This window comes from Rhodococcus sp. LW-XY12 (genome assembly GCF_019317345.1).
GTDB lineage: Bacteria > Actinomycetota > Actinomycetes > Mycobacteriales > Mycobacteriaceae > Rhodococcus > Rhodococcus pyridinivorans.
The window spans coordinates 67,460-85,766 of sequence record NZ_CP079225.1 but is presented as its reverse complement, the minus strand read 5'-3'; the positions used below and the strand labels follow the sequence as shown (position 1 = coordinate 85,766).

Genomic DNA, 18,307 nt, shown 5'->3' with positions numbered 1-18,307 from the left:
TCAGGTCTTCGAGGCGATCCAGTCGTGCAGCCACCGCGTGGCCGTCGTTCCGCGACCGTCGACCACGTAGTTCGAGTAGTCCTGGTGGATCTGCGACTCGTAGAAGGTTCGGATCTTCTGCTCGCGCAGCTCGTTCGCCTCGGGCGTGAGCTGTAGCTGCAGCATCGGGATGCCCCCGGCGGTCATGATGTCGTTGTAGAGCGCCGTCGCCTCGTCGCGGTAGTTCTCGAGTTGCTCGAACGGGCTGCCCGCCGAGATCGCGAGGAAGCCGGCCAGTCGCGTGACGAAGTCCTCCGGCGGCGTCGAGCAGTAGAGGTCGCCCACCGCGCAGATGGTGCGCACGTTGGGCGTTACGAATCCGAAGCCTCCCGCGCGGGCACCTCCCGCACCGGTGCCGGCGACGGGCGGACCGACGAACGGGTCGAGTTCGGAGCGGCGCGGATCGGACAGCAGACCCACCGCGACGAGGCGGTGCGGACCGATCACTCCCAGCCCGGTGCCGATCTCGGCGGCGAGATCGCCTGCGGCATCGGCACCCTGGCTGTAGCCGACGAGGGCGAAGTTCGTGAGGGGGCACCGCTCGGCGGTGGCCGCGATGATGCCGCGTGCGTTGTCGACGGCGCGATTGCGGGAGGCCGCGTACACGTCGCCCTCCCACGGAAAGGCCGTGGCGGGATACGCGACGTAGTCGACGCGGGCGCCGGCGGGAAGATTGGACGTGACCTGGGCGAGCATGCCGTTCCCGCGGCCGGGGTCGGGGGTGTTCGAGGTCTCCCATGTTCCAGGCACAGCGACCACGTTCAGGGTCGGACATCCGGGCGGATTGGCTTGCGCCGCAGGCATTGCAGCGAATACTGCTGCACATGCCGCCACTGCGGCCACCGTTGCCGCCCACACTCTTCTCATAGCCATGTCCCCGCCCCGCTACTGTCCTGGTGCCGCGTCCCTCCCCGGCAGTATCGAGTAGAAGGATGACATATTCGTGAACCGGATGTGATGTATCCGAGTCCGGAACGTTGTCGGGAAACGACGGGGCCGGCGGATCAGCCGCGGACGACGGTCACCTGTCCCCCACCGATGTTCGTCACGAAGACGTTGCCCGTCCCGTAGTCGACCGCCGTTCCCGGAACCGGCCGCTCGACGACGCTCCCTTCGGCGGTCGAGGCGGGTTCCGCGACGACGATGTCGGGCCCGAAAAGGTTTGTCACATAGATGTTTCCGCTGAACGGATCGGTGACCACTGCGCCCGGCGGAGGCGGTGGCGGGGCCGGGAGCTCCGCCGGCGCGACGGCACGGTCGACGACCGTGACACCGCCCGTACCGACATTCGTGACGAAGACGCCGTCGGTTCCCGCGTCGAGGATCAGCTCCGGCATCCCGGGGAGCGGAGCCTGTGCAGGCCCCGCAACGGGCTCGGGCGTGACCTCCGTCCGGTGCACCGTGACCGCACCGGTACCGACATTGGTGACGGCGACGTTGCCGAGCCCGCCGTCGACCCGCATCTCCACGAGCGCGGTGGACACCTCGGTGCGTCCCGGGACACGCCCCTCGGGATGCGTGACGGTCACGGCGCCGGGACCCACGTTGGTGATGCATGCGTTGCCGACGCCGCCCTGGAGTCCGAGCAGGCGGGGACCGTCGAATCCGAAAACCGGTGGGACGGGCTCGGCGCCGTCGATCGTCACGAGCCCGCCACCGTTGCGGATGCACGCGTCCGCAGGGTCCGCGGTCGCGGCCGGAGCCGCCGCGACGGCAGCCATGACGGCACCCGCACCCATCACGACCGTCGCCAGTGCCCGTCTCGTAGCCGTCATGCGCAGAACCATAACGGGTGCGACGCCCGGCGACACGGAAATATCACAAGCGCAGCGCGTCCGGTGGTCCCTGTTGAGCGGATTTCTGTGGATCCACCCCCGGAAAGCAGGGGCAGCTCCACCGAAACCCGAGGAACGATGACCAAGCACCCCGCACGTAAGGGTAGGCATGCTTTACTTCCGCACGTGATGAACTCAGTGCGCCATTGGCCGGACCGTTTCGGCGATCACGCCGTCGCCGCCTTCCGCATCGCCGTCGGTTTCCTGTTCCTCTGCCACGGCACCACGAGCCTGTGGGCGTGGCCGGCGGAACCCTACGGCGGAACCACCGCACAACTCGGCGCATGGCCCGGCTGGTGGGGCGCGATCATCCAGGTCGTGTGCGGCACCGCCCTGATCGTCGGTCTCGGTACCCGGCTCGCGGCCTTCCTCGGCTCCGGATCGATGGCGTACGCCTACTTCTGGGGTCACCAGGCCGACGGCGCACTACCCATCCAGAACGACGGTGAATCCGCCGCGCTGTTCTGCTGGGCGATGTTCGTCCTGATCTTCCTCGGCTCCGGATCGTGGGCCGTGGATCGCCTCCTCGCGCGGCGGCGCGAGGAGGCCACACCCGAACCGGCGCCGGCCACCGCAACCGACACCGATCCCGCGTCGCTCGTCGACGCCTGACCCACCCACGAACGTCTCCCCCCGAACGCCACTGGGCCGCACACCTTCCGGTGTGCGGCCCAGTGGTCGTACCTCGTTCAGCGCTGCGGCATCGTGGTGGTCGCGATCGGCGCCGGCAACGCCGTCTCACCCTCGAGGAAGCGGTCCACCGCAGCGGCGCACGCGCGACCCTCGGCGATCGCCCAGACGATGAGCGACTGTCCGCGACCCATGTCGCCGGCGACGAAGACACCGTCGACGTTGGTGGACCACTCCGACGAACGGGCGACGTTGCCACGCTGGTCGAAGTCGACCCCGAGATCGGTGAGCAGACCCGGCTTCTCGGCACCGGTGAAGCCCATCGCGAGCAGCACCAGATCGGCCTCGAGTTCGAAGTCGCTTCCTTCGACCTTCTCGAAGCGACCGTCGACCATCTGCACCTCGTGCGCCTTCAGCGCGGTGACCTTGCCGTCCTTGCCGATGAATTCCTCGGTGTTGACGGAGAAGACGCGCTCGCCGCCCTCCTCGTGCGCCGACGAGACGCGGTACATGAGGGGGTAGGTCGGCCACGGGGTGGACTCGGCGCGCTGCTCCGGCGGCCGCGGCATGATCTCGAACTGGTGGACGCTCTCCGCACCCTGACGGTGCGAGGTGCCCAGGCAGTCGGCGCCGGTGTCGCCACCGCCGATGATGACGACCTTCTTACCCTCGGCCGTGATGGTCGGGGCCGGCAGATCGCCGAGCTGCACGCGGTTGGCGATCGGCAGGAACTCCATCGCCTGGTGGATGCCGTCGAGCTCGCGTCCGGGGATCTGCAGGTCGCGGGCGACGGTCGCGCCGCCGGCGAGCACCACGGCGTCGAACTGCTCGCGCAGCTCATCGGCGGTGATGTCGACACCCACGTTCACGCCCGGCTTGAAGACGGTGCCCTCGGCCTCCATCTGCGCGAGACGGCGGTCGATGAAGCGCTTCTCCATCTTGAACTCGGGGATGCCGTAACGGAGAAGACCACCGATGCGGTCGGCCCGCTCGAACACCGTCACCGAGTGACCGGCACGCGTGAGCTGCTGTGCCGCAGCGAGACCGGCAGGCCCGGAGCCGACTACCGCGACCTTGCGGCCGGTGAGCTTCGACGGCGGAACCGGCTTGACGCGGCCGTCGTCGAAGGCCTTCTCGACCAGCTCGACCTCGACCTGCTTGATGGTCACCGGGTCCTGGTTGATGCCGAGCACGCACGACGCCTCGCAGGGCGCCGGGCAGAGCCGGCCGGTGAACTCGGGGAAGTTGTTCGTGGCGTGGAGACGCTCGATCCCGTCCTCCCACTTACCCTTGTAGGCGAGGTCGTTCCACTCGGGGATGAGATTCCCGAGCGGGCAACCGTTGTGGCAAAAGGGGATACCGCAGTCCATGCAACGGCTTGCCTGGGTCCGGAGGGTGTCGAGCGGGAACGGCTCGTAGACCTCCTTCCAGTCGAGGAGTCGCAGCGGGACAGGCCGGCGGACCGGCGTCTCGCGGGAACCGTGCTTGAGGAAACCGGTGGGATCAGCCACGAGCAGCCTCCATGATCGCCTCGTCCACGTTCGCACCACGGATGGTGGCGTCCTTGATAGCCATGAGTACCTTCTTGTAATCGCGAGGCATGACCTTCGCGAAGTGGCTGACCTGTTGTGACCAGTCGGCCAGGATGCGGGCTGCGACCTCGGAGCCCGTTTCGTCACGATGCCGTTCGACGGCGCCCTTGAGCCACGCGAAGTCCTCGCCCTCGAGATCCTCGAGGTCGACCAGCTCGGTGTTCAGGTTGTTCTCGAAGTCCTTGTCCGGGTTGTACACGAACGCGACGCCACCGGACATGCCCGCACCGAAGTTGCGGCCGGTGTTGCCGAGGATGACGACCTTGCCACCCGTCATGTACTCGCAGCCGTGGTCGCCGACGCCTTCGACGACGGCCGTGGCTCCGGAGTTGCGGACCGCGAAGCGCTCACCCGCGATGCCACGGATGAGGACCTCACCCGAGGTGGCACCGAACAGGATGACGTTGCCGGCGATGATGTTGTCCTCGGGCACGAAACCCTCGGCCGCATTGTGCGGCGGGCGCACGATGATGCGACCACCCGACAGGCCCTTGCCGACGAAGTCGTTCGCGTCGCCGTTGAGCCGCATCGTGATGCCGCGCGGGACGAACGCACCGAAGCTGTTGCCGGCCGAACCTGCGAAGGTGATGTCGATCGTGTTGTCCGGCAACCCTTCCGCACCGTACTTCTTGGTGAGCTCGTGGCCGAGCATCGTGCCGACGGTGCGGTTGACGTTGGTGATCGGAGTGTCGAACGAGACCGACGTACCCGACTCGAGAGCGGGCTGCGCTTTCGCGATCAGCTCGTTGTCGAGTGCCTTGTCGAGAGCGTGGTACTGCTCCTTGGTGCAGTGCATGTCCTGCTCCCCGAAGATCGGGGAGGTGACCTTCTCGAGCAGCGGCGACAGGTCGAGCTTCGACGCGCGGTAGTGCTCGACGGCCTTGCGGGTGTCGAGGACGTCCACCTGGCCGATGGCCTCGTCGAGACTGCGGAAACCGAGTTCGGCGAGGTACTCGCGCACCTCTTCGGCGATGTACAGCATGAAGTTCTCGACGAACTCCGGCTTGCCGGTGAACCGCTTGCGCAGCACCGGGTTCTGCGTCGCGACACCCACGGGGCAGGTGTCGAGGTGGCACACACGCATCATGATGCAGCCCGAGACCACGAGCGGCGCGGTCGCGAAACCGTACTCCTCGGCGCCGAGGAGAGCGGCGACCACGACGTCGCGGCCGGTCTTCATCTGGCCGTCGACCTGCACGACGATGCGGTCGCGCAGACCGTTGAGCATCAGCGTCTGCTGGGTCTCGGCGAGACCGATCTCCCAGGGAGCACCCGCGTGCTTGAGGGAGGTCAGCGGCGACGCGCCGGTACCACCGTCGTGACCCGAGATGAGCACGACGTCGGCGTGTGCCTTCGACACACCCGCGGCGACCGTGCCGACACCGAGCTCGGAGACCAGCTTCACGTGGATGCGGGCCTTCGGGTTGGCGTTCTTCAGGTCGTGGATCAGCTGCGCGAGATCCTCGATCGAGTAGATGTCGTGGTGCGGCGGCGGCGAGATCAGGCCGACGCCGGGCGTCGAACCACGGACCTCGGCGACCCACGGGTACACCTTGTGCGGCGGCAGCTGGCCGCCCTCACCGGGCTTAGCGCCCTGCGCCATCTTGATCTGGATGTCGGTGCAGTTGCTCAGGTAGTGCGCGGTCACACCGAAGCGACCCGAGGCGACCTGCTTGATCGCCGAGCGCCGCCAGTCGCCGTTCTCGTCCGGGGTGAAACGGCTCGGATGCTCGCCGCCCTCACCGGAGTTCGAGCGGCCACCGAGACGGTTCATCGCGATCGCGAGGGTCTCGTGCGCCTCGGCCGAGATGGAGCCGTAGCTCATCGCACCGGTCGAGAAGCGCTTGACGATCTCGCTCGCCGGCTCGACCTCGTCGAGCGGCACCGGCGGGCGCACGCCCTTCTTGAACTCGAACAGACCGCGCAGCGACGCGAGTCGCTCCGACTGGTCGTCGACGAGCTTCGTGTACTCCTTGAAGATCGAGTACTGGCCGGTGCGGGTCGCGTGCTGGAGCTTGAACACCGTGTCCGGGTTGAACAGGTGGTACTCGCCCTCACGACGCCACTGGTACTCGCCACCCACCTCGAGCTCGCGGTGCGCGCGCTCGGACTGGCGGTCGAGGAAGGCCGTGCGGTGACGGGCCGCGACGTCCGCGGCGATCTCGTCGAGACCGACACCGCCGAGCTGCGACTGCAGACCGGTGAAGTACTCGTCGACGAGTTCCTGCGACAGGCCGATGACCTGGAACAACTGCGCACCGGTGTAGGAGGCGAGCGTGGAGATGCCCATCTTGGACATCACCTTGAGCACGCCCTTCGAGGCCGCCTTGATGTAGTTGGCGATGGCCTTGTCGAGGGTCATGCCCTCGGGCAGGTCGCCGTTCTGCAACAGCTCGTCGATGCTCTCGAACGCCATGTACGGGTTGACCACGGCCGCACCGAAACCGCACAGGGCGGCGATGTGGTGGACCTCGCGGGCGTCGCCGGCCTCGACGAGCAGACCGACCTTGGTGCGGGTCTTCTCGCGGACGAGGTGGTGGTGCACCGCGGAGGTGAGCAGCAGCGACGGGATCGGCGCCAGCTTCTCGTCGGACTCGCGGTCGGACAGCACGATCAGGCGTGCGCCCTTCTCGATGGCCTGCGAGACCTGCTCGCGGATCGAGGCGAGGGCGCGACGCAGACCCTCACCGCCCTCCGCGACCGGGTACAGGCCGCGGATGATGACGCTGTTGAAGCCGGGGAACTGCTTCTCGTCGTTGACGTGGATGAGCTTCTGCAGGTCGTCGTTGTCGATGACCGGCGCACCGATGAGAATCTGCCGGCACGACGCCTCGGTCGGGTTCAGCAGGTCGCCCTCGGGGCCGAGCATGCCGCCCATGCTGGTGACGATCTCCTCGCGGATCGCGTCGAGCGGCGGGTTGGTGACCTGGGCGAACAGCTGCGAGAAGAAGTCGAACAGCTGACGCGGACGCGACGACAGCACGGCGATCGGCGTGTCGGTGCCCATCGAGCCGAGCGCCTCGGCTCCGGAGGCCGCCATCGGCTTGACGAGGAGATCAACCTCTTCGCGGGTGTAGCCGAATACCTGCTGCCGCAGCACGACACGCTCGTGCGACATGTAGGTGTACTTGCTCTCGGGTAGATCCTCGAGACGGGTGACGCCGCCTGCGACCCACTCCTCGTAGGGATGCTCGGCGGCGAGCTCGCGCTTGATCTCCTCGTCCTCGACGATGCGGCCCTTGGCCGTGTCGACGAGGAACATGCGGCCCGGCTGCAGGCGACGCTTGCTGACGATCTTCTCGGTGGGGATGTCGAGCACACCCACCTCGGAGGCCATGACGACGAGGCCGTCGTCGGTGACCCAGGCACGCGAGGGGCGCAGGCCGTTGCGGTCGAGCACGGCGCCGATGACGGTGCCATCGGTGAAGCACACCGAGGCCGGTCCGTCCCACGGCTCCATGAGGGCCGCGTGATACTCGTAGAACGCGCGACGGGCCGGATCCATCGAGTCGTGGCGCTCCCACGCCTCGGGGATCATCATGAGCACGGCGTGCGGCAGGCTGCGACCACCGAGGTGCAGCAGTTCGAGCACCTCGTCGAAACGCGCGGTGTCGGACGCACCCGGCGTGCAGACCGGGAAGATCTTCTCGAGCTTGTCGCGACCGCCGAAGACCTCGGTGTCGATGAGTGCCTCACGGGCGCGCATCCAGTTGGCATTGCCCGTGACGGTGTTGATCTCGCCGTTGTGCGCCACGCGGCGGAAGGGATGCGCGAGCGGCCACGACGGGAACGTGTTGGTGGAGAACCGCGAGTGCACGAGACCGAGGGCCGAGACGACGCGCTCGTCCTGCAGGTCGCGGTAGAAGCCCTTCATCTGGGGCGTGGTGAGCATGCCCTTGTAGACGAAGGTCGACGCCGACAGGCTCGGGAAGTAGACGGTCTCGCTGCCGGGACCGTCCTCGCCCGCGCCGTGGTGGCCGAGCTCGTGCTCGGTGCGCTTGCGCACGACGTACGCGCGGCGCTCGAGCTCGAGGCCGGTGAGCGCGCGGGCGCCGGAGGCGATGAAGATCTGCCGGAAGGTGGGCATGGCGTCCTTGGCCATGGAACCCAGCTCGGACTCGTCGATCGGCACCTCGCGCCAGCCGAGGACCTCGAGGCCCTCTTCGGCGACGATGCGGTCGACCTCGGCGGCCGCGGCGTCGGCCTTGGCGGTGTCCTTGGGCAGGAACGCGATACCGGTCGCGTATGCGCCTTCGGCGGGAAGATCGAAGTCGACGACCTCACGGAAGTAGGCGTCGGGGACCTGGATCAGGATGCCGGCGCCGTCGCCGGTGTTCTGTTCCGCTCCCGCTGCACCGCGGTGTTCGAGATTCACCAGGGCGGTGATCGCCTTCTCCACGATGTCGCGACTGCGACGACCATGCATGTCGACGACGAACGCGACGCCACAGGAGTCGTGCTCGTTCGCCGGGTGGTAGAGCCCTCGAGGCCCGGGGAGATGAGTCATACCTAGCCTTCGTTGATGCGATAGCACCGACGACCAGCAGCGCTGATGGCCATCTACTGCCGTAGACGGGTATCGGCCGGGTGCCCGATACCTTCGACATCGCCAGTATCCGCTCATCCGCGACGGTGCGGGTGCCTTTTCGGCAGCGCGAGCGTGGACCCGGCGACCGGTGGGACGTCGTGGTCCCACCGTCTTCGAAACGAACGATATGCCAGGTGGCGGGGGGTAATGCAAGCAAGCCTGCCCTATTCCTCCGCCCACCTGCGGAAACGCAGCCGTAACGCACCGGAATCGCGGGCGTCACCCTGCCGTGGAAAGCAGCATTCGCACCATTCGGGACACGCCGTCGCGCGGGTCCGGCCCGTCGTCCTGCGAGGTGCAGCGATGCAGGATCAGTCCGTCCAGGTAGTCGATGAGAACCCGCGCGGCGGTGGCGGAATCGTCGACGCCGAGGCCCGCGAGCACGGTCCCGATCCATCCGCGCAGTTCGCTGCGGCGGGTTTCGACCCCGGCACGCAGTTCGGGCGTCGCCATCGCCTCGACGAACATCGCGAAGCGTGCGCGGGTCCGCACGAGGTCGTCCCCCGTCACGAACATCACATATCCGTGCGCCAGGTCTTCGAGCTCACGTGCGTCCCCCGGCAACGCGACGCCGATCGCCTCGAGCTGGACCCGGTCCCGCTCGAGGAGCCTGTCGAGCACCCCTTCGACGAGAGCCTGGCGGGTGCGGAAGTAGTTCGACGTGGAGCCGGCCGGCACACCGGCGATGGCATCCACGCGGCGGTGGGTGAGGGCGCGCAATCCTTCGGTCCCCACGAGTTCGATTGCGGCGTCGAGGACGGTGGCGCGTTTGTCGGTCACGAGAGACATTCTACGAGGATCACTACAGGGGTAGTGACTGTCCACTACATACGTAGTACCGTCATGACATGACCGTGAAGCCAGGCAGTGCGGCGATCCTCGGCGGCGGAATCGGAGGGTTCACCGCCGCGAACACCCTCCTCCGCCACGGATGGCACATCGACGTGTTCGAACGATCTCCGGAGCCTCCGCGCACCGGCACCGCGCTCGGGATGTGGCCTCCTGCCCTGGCCGCACTCGAAGTTGCCGGCGTCGGCGGACGGGTGGAACAACTCGGCGTGCCACAGCGCTCCGCGACGCTCAGACGCTGGGACGGTGTGGTGCTCGCCCACGTCGGGGACCTTCGCCGGGCACCGGTCATGGTTTCCCGGCCCGCCCTCCTCGACATCCTGCTGTCCGGCCTCCCCGACCACATCGTGAAGTTCGACGCCCCCGCGCCACCGCTCACGGCCCTCGCCGGATACGACGTGATGATCGGCGCGGACGGAATCGGCAGTGCGGTACGTGACGAGGTGTTCGGTCCGGCCTACCGGCCCGTGCACACCGGGTACGGAGCGTGGCGCGGCTGGGTCGGCGGCTCCACCACGAACCATGGAGAAACCTGGGGTCCCGGCGCGCTCTTCGGAATCACCGACCGCGACGGCGACCTCACCAACTGGTTCGCCGCCGTCCGCACCACCGAAGGCACCGGCGGCACCCTCGACGACCTGTACGGCCGCTTCCACGACTGGCACCCCGGCGTACGCGACATCCTCGGCCGCCTCGACCCCGACGACGTCATGTACCACGACCTGTACGAATCCCCCCGTCTCCCGTCGTACGTCCGCGGCAACACCGCACTGATCGGCGACGCGGCGCATGCGATGGCACCGAATCTCGGCCGCGGCGCATGCGAAGCAATCGTCGACGCCACGACACTCGCGACGCTGTTGTCCGAGCATCCGGTACCGATCGCTCTGCAGCGCTATGACCGTGCCCGTCGACGCCGCACCCAGCTCCTCGTGCCCGCGTCACGGGCGGTCGCCAGGATCGCGACCGCGTCCCGGCTGACATCTCTCCGCGACTCCTTCATCACAGCATTCGGCCGCATCGCCTGAAACGTTCCGAAAATCACCCGGTCGAGGGAACCGATCGTCACGCTGCTGCGTCCAACCCTGATGGAACGTCTGCCGGACAGGAGTTGGTGAGCTGATGTCAGCGCTGAAGGTCGACCCGGACTCGTTGAAGAGCCTGGCCCATGCCCTGGAGGGAGAAGCCGAGACCATCTACGCGTTGGAACCGTCCGCGGCGCTCGAGTCGGTAGCGGGCGCGATGCCATCCTCAGCGGTTGGTGGTGTCGCCGGACGCGCGGGAGCACCACTCGACACCGCCTACCGCGCTATGGCCAACTGCCTGCGACGCATGGCCGAGGCCACCGAAGCGGCCGCACGGAACTACGAGGTGGCCGAGGAGGAATTCGGCCGCCAACTCGCGGCCGTCGGATCCGACTTCGAAGGAACGGCCCCGTAGGTGTTGTCTCCTTCCGCGATCCGCTCGCTCGATCCGGCTGCGCTCACCACGGCTGCCGACGCGGTCGAGTCCGCAAACAACACATTCCGGGAGTCGACCCACCGCGTCGACCGGAATGTGGACTCCGCATTCGGTGGATGGGACGGTGAAGGCGGGGCGGCCGCCGCGGCACGTGCGTGGAGTGACCGGGTGGCCGGCCAAGGCATCAGCCGCGCTGTCGACGAGCAGGTCGACGCCCTCCGCGACGCCGCAAACACGCTCATTCCCGCCCGCGCCACCGTCGTCGGAATCGTCGACAACGCGGTTGCAGCCGGCTTCACCGTCCACGACGACGCGCGGGTCGAGGCACCCCGAACCCACACGGGCGACGCGCAGACCGACCTCGTCGTGCAAGCGGGTCTCGACGACACCGCCATGAACTTCGAGGTCCAACTGAAATCGGCGGTGCGCACATTCGACGAACTGGATCGAGACGCCGCCGTCCGACTCGAGCAGGTCAGCATCCGGCTCTCCACGTTCGGCGGTGAATTCCGTTCCCAGAACACACATTCCATCGATGCTCCGGACGGTGCTGCCGACGCTGCGCTCCTAGCATCCGGGGCTGCACGCGATACCGATCTCGAACGCATCGGACGCACCCTGTCGCTACCGTCGGGTGCGAGCATCGAGTACCTCGACGCCTTCTACAACAGCCTCGACGAGGACGAACTGGCGAACCTGCACGAGACGTACAAGACATGGGAAGCCGAAGGCAACCCCGACGCGGCGCGCTGGGCCGACGGTCTCGGCAACGGTCTGCTCATCCTTTCGAATCCCGAATACGGCGGGTCGTGGGAGTCGGTGCCGCAGGACATCCGAGGCACCATTCGATACGGCTACGAACCCGACCCGAACGCCGAGCACCCCGGTGAACCACTGGACCGGCTGGATCGACTCGGCGCGATACTCGGCGAGGCCAACCCTCAGTATCGACCCGGAACCGAGATGGGCATCGAGATGAGCCGGGTCGCCGGATATATGGCGGGCATCCCCACCTACGCCGATCCCCACATCATTCCCACCCCCGACCCTTCCTATTACGACCACACGGCAAGCACATTCCTCGACCTCGCCACCCGGAACACCGACACGTCGTATCACCTGCTCACCGGCACCGACGTCGACGGCAGCCCTGCGGACTTCAGTAGGGACGAGGTGCTCGTTCCGCTGCTCACCCGCGAATGGGCCGACGACGGAGCAACTCTGGCCGGCCTTACGGATTGGATCGCTGCCGACGCGTTGTCCGCCGACCCGGGTGACCCCGCAGCAGTAATCCGAGCCGAACGTGCGGGCGAGGCAGCATTCGGTTTGGCCGAGGTGTTGTCTGCGCCGGAGTCTGAGTGGAACTCCGACAACAACTTCAACCGTTTCCTCCATATGCCGGGTGCCTCCCGGGAAGAAACCGACCTGACCATAGGTGACGTCAATCCTGTTGCTGTCCGTTCCTTCGCGACCGCCCTGTCACCGTTCGTCAGCGACATGGTCGGTTCCGTCGACGACGCCACCGCCACCAGCGGCTTCGGTGAACTCGGCCCCGTCCCGGCGACGCGCGTATTCACCCTCATGAACACCGACCCTGCGGCAGGTGCCCTTCTCAACGGTGCAGCAATCGCGCAGGCCACCGATTTCGACCGCCGGTTCGCTCTCGAACAACTCGACGGTGTGAACAAGTACAGCCACGGAACGTATTCGGGCCGGTTGCAAAGCCTCGTCGAGGTCGGTTTGAGCAGTACCTACGAGAACGAGAAGCTGGTCGAGCAGGCGGCGATCGACAACCGGAACCAGTCCAGAGCAGACGCGTATGCCGTGGCCCAAACCCTCGTCACCGGTGCGGTGACGGCGTTGCCGGGTGGCGTGGTCACGGGTCCGCTCGTGTGCTCGACAGGGGTTCTGTTGCAATCCGAAATCGTCGATGCTGAAGGGCGATACGTGGGGCATCCGTCGGGGGTCGAGGGGTTCGATTCCGAAATGTATCTGACGGAGACGGGTGCTGAGAATACTCGGAGATACAACATGATCGGCGCGTTGGTCGATTCTGGCACAGTCGATCCGGCGAACCTCCCATTGGCATGGCACGAGAACGGCGTCCTCAAAGATCGCAACAACATCGGGGACGCTGCCTTGGCGAATATCGGGGATAACACGCTGGTCGAGTCAGGGATAGAACGGCATGCTATCGACGGCTATCTCCGTAGTTCCTTCTTGGGTCAGGGCGACCTCCGGAACATTGTCTACGCAGATCAAAGAGACGGTGAGGACAGTTTCCGCGACATTGTCGTGAACGATGTCGTTCCGCACGGAGGCGAACGCTGGAACTACGGTGCGTGATTTCGTGGCTGTATCTTCGTCGTCATCTTCACGAATACACGTTATCGAAAGGTCCGCAATGAATTATCCGCCGAGGCTATTCGTAGCGGTAATGAGTGCTCTTGCAATCGCTGCAACGGCATGTACAACCAACGAGATCACACCGGTCGAGACCAGCCGGCCTCCCGCCACGCCGACGATCTATCAGCCACCCGGACAGGTCCGAAACTCCACCTTCGTGTGGTCCGCAGAACCGGGAATCGACCTTGCGGATCAACGCAGCATCCTCACCCGAGCCGCGTACGAATCCATGATCATCGCCCACTACGGCGGACTCGATACCACCTATCCCGGGTTCGCCGGAGCACTCGTCCCTTCCTACGCACGCAAAGTCCCAACTGCGCTGGAAACGTCCCTCGTCGGAACATTTCGGGCGCACATCCTCCAGGTGCTCGATACGGCGGCTGGGTTCAAAGCAACCGTGTGCACCCAATGGTCGAAGGTGGGCATCAGGGTCCGAGACGGCGACTATCGCATCAACCAATTTTCCGGGCAGGAGGAATTTGTCGAGTTCACCCGTGACACCGAGGAACATCGGCTCGAAGGGCAACTCCACAGGCACGACCCGGAACCACCGACACCAAGCGATCAGTACCTGACTTCTCTCCCCACCACCGAGCACCAATGGTCCGCTCCTACGGAAGATCTGTTCACCGATACCGGACTCAGAATCGACTTCGGGGGCGACTTGGGCGAAACGATGTATCGATGCGAAGCATGGGGTCGCAGCATCGAACCCAGCTTGCCGCCCTACAGAAGTTCCGAAACCATCATCTCCCCCACCCCACCCGAAACCCTGCCCGCCTACCCGGGCTGGTGAGCACATGAACCGAATTATCTGCGCTGCAATAGCATTCCTTGTCGGATCATCCCTCCTTGCAAGCTGCACACCCGATCGAGCGCCGGCACCGGTTGCGCCCCAGACCATCATCACCGCCGAGTACGAACCACCCGGACAGGTCCGAAATACCACGTTCGTGTGGTCCGCAGAACCCGACGTCGACCTGTTCGATGAACGTGGCAGGTTGATTCGTGCAGCACAGGAATCGAAGATTATCGCCTACTACGCAGGAATCGATGTCACATACCCGGGCTTCGCCGAGGCGCTCGATCCAAACTACGCAATCGGGATCAGTACAACACTGCAGACATCTCTCGCTGGCACCATCCGCGCACATATCCTCGAAATCAACGACATACACGAGGGATTCAAAGCGACCATCTGCAGTCAAGAATCGAATTTGGCCACACGAGTACGCGATGAGGACTATCGGATCAAGGTTTTCTCCGGCCGTGAAGAGTTTGTGGAATTCGGCCCGACAACCGAAGCGCACCGCCACGAAAAATGGATGCAACGGCACGAACCACCGCGCCCCGCGCCGGAAACACAATACTTGTCGGCGCTCCCCACCTCTGAGCATCGATGGTCTGCCCCAACGGAAGATCTGTTCACCGGAACGGGACTGACAGTCACCTTCGGCTCCGACCTCGGCGAGACGATGCATCGCTGCGAGGAGTGGGGTCGCAGTATCGAACCCGATGTGCCGGACAGAGGGTCCGAGGTCAAGTCCCGTGAGGTGGTGTACGACGTCGTCGCGTGATTCCTCGTCGGTGGATCAGGCGGTCAAGGCCGGTGTCACCTCCTCGGTGCCCTCGGTGACACTGTCGGCGGGCTTGCCGGTGCGGGAGCGGGCGAGTACGTCGAGGCCGAGGTAGCGGCGGCCTTCGATCCACTCGTCGTGCTGCTCGGCCAGCACCGCCCCGACGAGTCGGATCAGAGCGGTGCGGTCCGGGAAGATCCCCACCACGTCGGTCCGGCGGCGGATCTCCTTATTGAGGCGCTCCTTTATCCGGCCCTCAGGGATGAGATCAACCCTGATCTCACATCGAATCAGCGATCGAGACGCTGCAAGTGGTCGGTCAACGCCTCAGCGACACGATGATGCCGGGCAGCTTCATCGGGCCATCCACGGTCACGAGCATCGACCTCGAGAGCCTGGATGTCGGTGCGTTGCGCCTCGAGCGCGCCGCGGAACTCAGGTCCGGTGACGAAGTTGTCGCAGGTCTCGCAGATGTTGGCATAGGGACACGCACCCGCGCTCTCGTGACGGGAACAGTAACCGTGGGCAACACGCGTTTTGAGCATCTCACTGCCGAGCCAACTCACCGCGTCGGGGACGATCGGTTTGCCGACCGGAGTGAGCGTGAACCGCCGCCGCATCTTGCCCATCGCCTGGTCATAGGCATCCCGCAACGTCGGTGAAGCCAAAGTGGCGTAACGCAAAGTCATCTGCGGAGTGACATGCCCGAGCAACGCCATCAACGCCTGCAGGCTCATCCCGGCGTTGGCGAGTTCGGTGGCCCAAGTATGCCGCAGCTGATGCGGGGTCACCACCAACGGCGCACCCCCGGCCCCACGCAGTCCGCAAGCCTCGACGGCAGCGAGCAGACCGTTGCGCAGCCGGGTCTGGCTGAGACGGCGGCCGTGTGCGACGAACAGGAAATCGGTCAACTCTCCGGTGCGGGGATGCGGCAATGGCCGACAGATACCACGCCCGCCGGTCCACTCGTCCAACGCGGCGATAGTGGTCGCCGAGAGCGGGACCATGCGTTCGGTGGCGAGCTTGCCCAACGGAACCTTGAGCCAGGTCCCGGCCGGGCCGTAATCGATGACGCTGCCGAGCTCGAGATCCAGTAGCTCCCCGACCCGCAGACCGGCTCCGCGCAGCACCGTCAACCCGATACGAGCGAACGAATCATCCAGCTGGGAAACCGCATTCATCACCGCAGCATCGATGTCGGGCGGCAATGCCCGCGGAAGCGGTTGGTCGAGTTTCGGGACGTCGGCGGCGAAGACCAGACGGCGCGGTGGGGCCTGCTCCCAGCCCCATTCGGTGATGTCCTCGAGCAGGTTGCGCACGCTCAGTACCGTCGATTGGATCACGGCCTTGGAGATGATGCGCCCGGCCCCGGCAGCGGCGCGTTGCCCACGCCAGGTGCGGGTGCGATTCCAGACGAGGAAGCCCTCGATGTGACTGCGGTCGAGATCCTCGAGGGAGGTGACCTCGGGATGGTTGGTGGTGAGGTAGTCCGCGAACGGCAGCAGGTCGTTGATCAGCGATTCGGCCGATTTCGGGCGGAGCACCGATGCCCGGACGGTGACGTAACGCAACAGGGCCTCGCGGATCGGATCGGCCATCGGGGCGTCGGCGAAGCGTTGGGCGTAGGTGCGGGCCCACGGTCGGCGCCGTGGTGGGGTGTCGACGATGCGGGCCTGAAACAGCATTTGTCGCAGTCCCGCGATACGGTTGCGGTAGGCGCGTTTCGATGTATCCGGGATTGACTGTGTGGCAGCCAATGCGGCGTCGAACTCGCCGACGGTCTCGGCGCTCACACCGCTGACGGAACCGCCGTGCCAGGCGAGCAGCACCGCCAGGCACTCGCCGAGGACGGTCTCGACCCATTGCGGTGTCCACCCCAAAACCAGGCCGGCGGCCCGGACCGCGGCGAACCCGTCCGGGTCGCGGTCCTCGACGGCCCGGCCGAGTCCGGTGAGGTTCTTGACGGCCGCGAGTTCGAGGTCGAGCCGCAGGTTGCCGCGTCCGATGAGGTGACACAGCAGTGGCCAGGCCCCGGTGCGGCGTAGTTCGGCCAGCCGGTCGGCAGCGGGTCGGGTCATCCAGTCCCGCAAGTCCGGATGCGTGGTGAGGAAGGTGGTCGCGATGAGGGTGCGAGCGCGCACCGACCTGTCGCTGAGCCCGAGGCTGGCGACGTGCTCGAGGTAGTCGGTGAGCACCGCACCCGGTCCGGCCGGCAGGACGACCGTCGCAACCACCGCGGTGCTCATTGTCGTGTTCCGGCGAGACTGGCGCGGGCCGCGCCGTATTCGGCGGCGAGCTGCTCGACCGACAAATGCACATATTCGGCAGTGGTGTCCGGAGACACATGCCCCATCAATTCTCGCAGCACCATCAGATCGATTCCGGCGGCAGCGAGTTCGGTGCCGTAGGTGTGGCGCAATCGGTGCGGACGCACCCTCGTCGCACCGGAGAGGTCCCGGTGCCGCCGGAACAGCGACCGCAGTCCCGCCTCGGTCACCGGCGCCCCCGCGGTGGGGCCGCGCAGCACCACGAAACACTCCTCGGTCGCCAACCCCGGTGGCCGTTCGAGGCGCAGATAGGCCGACAGTTCGGTGAAGAACACCGCATCGACCGGCACCACCCGTTCCTTGCAGCCTTTGCCGAGCACCCGGAGTCGTCGCTGGCCGAAATCGACGTCTGCCAACCGCAGGGATCGCACCTCGGCGTTGCGCAGCCCGCCGAACAGCATCGCCCACAACATCGCTCGATCCCGATGGGTGCGCAGCGACGCCGCAAACTGCTCGATCGCGTCGGCGTCGAGGGACTCGGGCAGTAGCCGCGGTTGGCGTACCAGCCTGCCTCCGGCTCGGGGTCGGCCCGGCCCGAGGTGTCCGAGCAGTCCTCGCGCTGGTGGTCGCAGTCCCTGTCCGCGCCGCGGTGAGGGCACCGGATTTTCGGTGCGTATCCCGGTCATCACCAGGTATTCGAACAATGCGCGTATCGCCGCGACTCGTCGGTTGATCGTCGATGCCGCAGTGCCCCGATCACCTCGTGTCGCCATGCCTGGGCGGGGTTTGCGGTGCACGTTCTGCCAGTCGACCCACTCGAACACCGTCACCGGCGTCACCGCAGCCACCGTGAGGTCGCGATCGAGCAGGAATCGGGCCAGATTGAGCACGTCGAACGCATATGCCCGCACCGTTGCCGAACTGAATCCGCGTCCGGCCAGATGCGTCAGGAACGCGTTTGCTGCTGCGCATCCTTCCCATTGGCCGTCGATCACATGCCCGTTGCTGCTGATGCGCACCCGAACGGTCATTGTCCGCCGCCTTTCGATCGGAGCCGACA

13 protein-coding genes and 1 pseudogene are annotated in these 18,307 nt (G+C 66.2%); 6 read left to right on the top strand and 8 right to left on the bottom strand.

Annotated features, from left to right (window positions below; genetic code table 11):
• Both KXC42_RS00380 and KXC42_RS00375 read right to left on the bottom strand, forming a co-directional pair.
• Complete coding sequence (locus KXC42_RS00380; protein ID WP_082937705.1) at positions 1-843, bottom strand: cutinase family protein; 843 nt, start codon at positions 841-843, stop codon at positions 1-3.
• A gap of 200 nt (positions 844-1,043) precedes the next feature.
• Positions 1,044-1,814: a hypothetical protein gene (locus tag KXC42_RS00375; protein WP_228044806.1), complete on the bottom strand. Its 771-nt coding sequence runs from the start codon at positions 1,812-1,814 to the stop codon at positions 1,044-1,046.
• 189 nt (positions 1,815-2,003) lie between these two features.
• Between KXC42_RS00375 and KXC42_RS00370 the strand changes: the two genes are divergently transcribed.
• Entirely contained in the window at positions 2,004-2,486 is a 483-nt protein-coding gene (locus KXC42_RS00370; protein ID WP_019290420.1) for a DoxX family protein, read from the top strand.
• 77 nt (positions 2,487-2,563) lie between these two features.
• On the opposite strand, the gene KXC42_RS00365 is transcribed toward KXC42_RS00370, so the two are convergent.
• From KXC42_RS00365 to KXC42_RS00355, 3 genes are all read right to left on the bottom strand, one after another.
• Positions 2,564-4,015, bottom strand: coding sequence for a glutamate synthase subunit beta (locus KXC42_RS00365; protein WP_006553332.1), 1,452 nt, complete (start codon positions 4,013-4,015; stop codon positions 2,564-2,566).
• Entirely contained in the window at positions 4,008-8,603 is a 4,596-nt protein-coding gene (gene gltB / locus KXC42_RS00360) for a glutamate synthase large subunit (RefSeq protein ID WP_219129763.1), read from the bottom strand. The genes KXC42_RS00365 and gltB overlap by 8 nt, the downstream gene beginning before the upstream one ends.
• A gap of 300 nt (positions 8,604-8,903) precedes the next feature.
• Complete coding sequence (locus tag KXC42_RS00355) at positions 8,904-9,473, bottom strand: TetR/AcrR family transcriptional regulator (RefSeq protein ID WP_257605951.1); 570 nt, start codon at positions 9,471-9,473, stop codon at positions 8,904-8,906.
• Positions 9,474-9,532: 59 nt separating this feature from the next.
• On the opposite strand from KXC42_RS00355, the gene KXC42_RS00350 reads away from it, so the two are divergent.
• The 5 genes from KXC42_RS00350 to KXC42_RS00330 all read left to right on the top strand — a co-directional run bounded on the left by KXC42_RS00350 (position 9,533) and on the right by KXC42_RS00330 (position 14,980).
• A complete protein-coding gene (locus KXC42_RS00350) occupies positions 9,533-10,561 on the top strand; it encodes an FAD-dependent monooxygenase (protein WP_219129761.1) in 1,029 nt (342 codons plus the stop codon).
• 94 nt (positions 10,562-10,655) lie between these two features.
• Entirely contained in the window at positions 10,656-10,973 is a 318-nt protein-coding gene (locus tag KXC42_RS00345; RefSeq protein WP_219129760.1) for a type VII secretion target, read from the top strand.
• The gene (locus KXC42_RS00340; protein ID WP_219129759.1) at positions 10,974-13,340 is read left to right on the top strand and encodes a hypothetical protein; all 2,367 of its coding nucleotides are present in this window, start codon (positions 10,974-10,976) and stop codon (positions 13,338-13,340) included.
• Between the two features lie 91 nt (positions 13,341-13,431).
• Positions 13,432-14,199, top strand: coding sequence for a hypothetical protein (locus KXC42_RS00335; RefSeq protein WP_230811237.1), 768 nt, complete (start codon positions 13,432-13,434; stop codon positions 14,197-14,199).
• A gap of 4 nt (positions 14,200-14,203) precedes the next feature.
• Positions 14,204-14,980 carry a hypothetical protein gene (locus KXC42_RS00330; RefSeq protein WP_257605950.1) on the top strand — a complete coding sequence of 259 codons (777 nt, stop codon included), beginning with the start codon at positions 14,204-14,206 and terminating at the stop codon, positions 14,978-14,980.
• A 15-nt stretch (positions 14,981-14,995) separates the two neighbouring features.
• Here KXC42_RS00330 and KXC42_RS00325 read toward each other — a convergent pair.
• The 3 genes and pseudogenes from KXC42_RS00325 to KXC42_RS00315 form a co-directional block, all read right to left on the bottom strand.
• Positions 14,996-15,226, bottom strand: a pseudogene (locus KXC42_RS00325) (transposase); the annotation flags it as partial.
• 44 nt (positions 15,227-15,270) lie between these two features.
• Entirely contained in the window at positions 15,271-17,226 is a 1,956-nt protein-coding gene (locus KXC42_RS00320; protein ID WP_064257806.1) for a tyrosine-type recombinase/integrase, read from the bottom strand.
• Positions 17,223-18,278, bottom strand: a complete 1,056-nt coding sequence (locus tag KXC42_RS00315; RefSeq protein ID WP_064257805.1) for a tyrosine-type recombinase/integrase — start codon at positions 18,276-18,278, stop codon at positions 17,223-17,225. The genes KXC42_RS00320 and KXC42_RS00315 overlap by 4 nt, the downstream gene beginning before the upstream one ends.
• Between the last annotated feature and the right edge of the window lie 29 nt (positions 18,279-18,307).

What these genes read in the sequence shown, in the direction of transcription:
- KXC42_RS00320 (WP_064257806.1), bottom strand. Translation starts at nt 17,226, where the DNA reads ATGAGCACCGCGGTGGTTGCGACGGTCGTCCTGCCGGCCGGACCGGGT.
- KXC42_RS00355 (WP_257605951.1), bottom strand. Translation starts at nt 9,473, where the DNA reads ATGTCTCTCGTGACCGACAAACGCGCCACCGTCCTCGACGCCGCAATC.
- KXC42_RS00330 (WP_257605950.1), top strand. Translation starts at nt 14,204, where the DNA reads ATGAACCGAATTATCTGCGCTGCAATAGCATTCCTTGTCGGATCATCC.
- KXC42_RS00370 (WP_019290420.1), top strand. Translation starts at nt 2,004, where the DNA reads ATGAACTCAGTGCGCCATTGGCCGGACCGTTTCGGCGATCACGCCGTC.
- gltB (WP_219129763.1), bottom strand. Translation starts at nt 8,603, where the DNA reads ATGACTCATCTCCCCGGGCCTCGAGGGCTCTACCACCCGGCGAACGAG.
- KXC42_RS00375 (WP_228044806.1), bottom strand. Translation starts at nt 1,814, where the DNA reads ATGACGGCTACGAGACGGGCACTGGCGACGGTCGTGATGGGTGCGGGT.
- KXC42_RS00345 (WP_219129760.1), top strand. Translation starts at nt 10,656, where the DNA reads ATGTCAGCGCTGAAGGTCGACCCGGACTCGTTGAAGAGCCTGGCCCAT.
- KXC42_RS00380 (WP_082937705.1), bottom strand. Translation starts at nt 843, where the DNA reads ATGCCTGCGGCGCAAGCCAATCCGCCCGGATGTCCGACCCTGAACGTG.
- KXC42_RS00315 (WP_064257805.1), bottom strand. Translation starts at nt 18,278, where the DNA reads ATGACCGTTCGGGTGCGCATCAGCAGCAACGGGCATGTGATCGACGGC.
- KXC42_RS00350 (WP_219129761.1), top strand. Translation starts at nt 9,533, where the DNA reads ATGACCGTGAAGCCAGGCAGTGCGGCGATCCTCGGCGGCGGAATCGGA.
- KXC42_RS00335 (WP_230811237.1), top strand. Translation starts at nt 13,432, where the DNA reads ATGAGTGCTCTTGCAATCGCTGCAACGGCATGTACAACCAACGAGATC.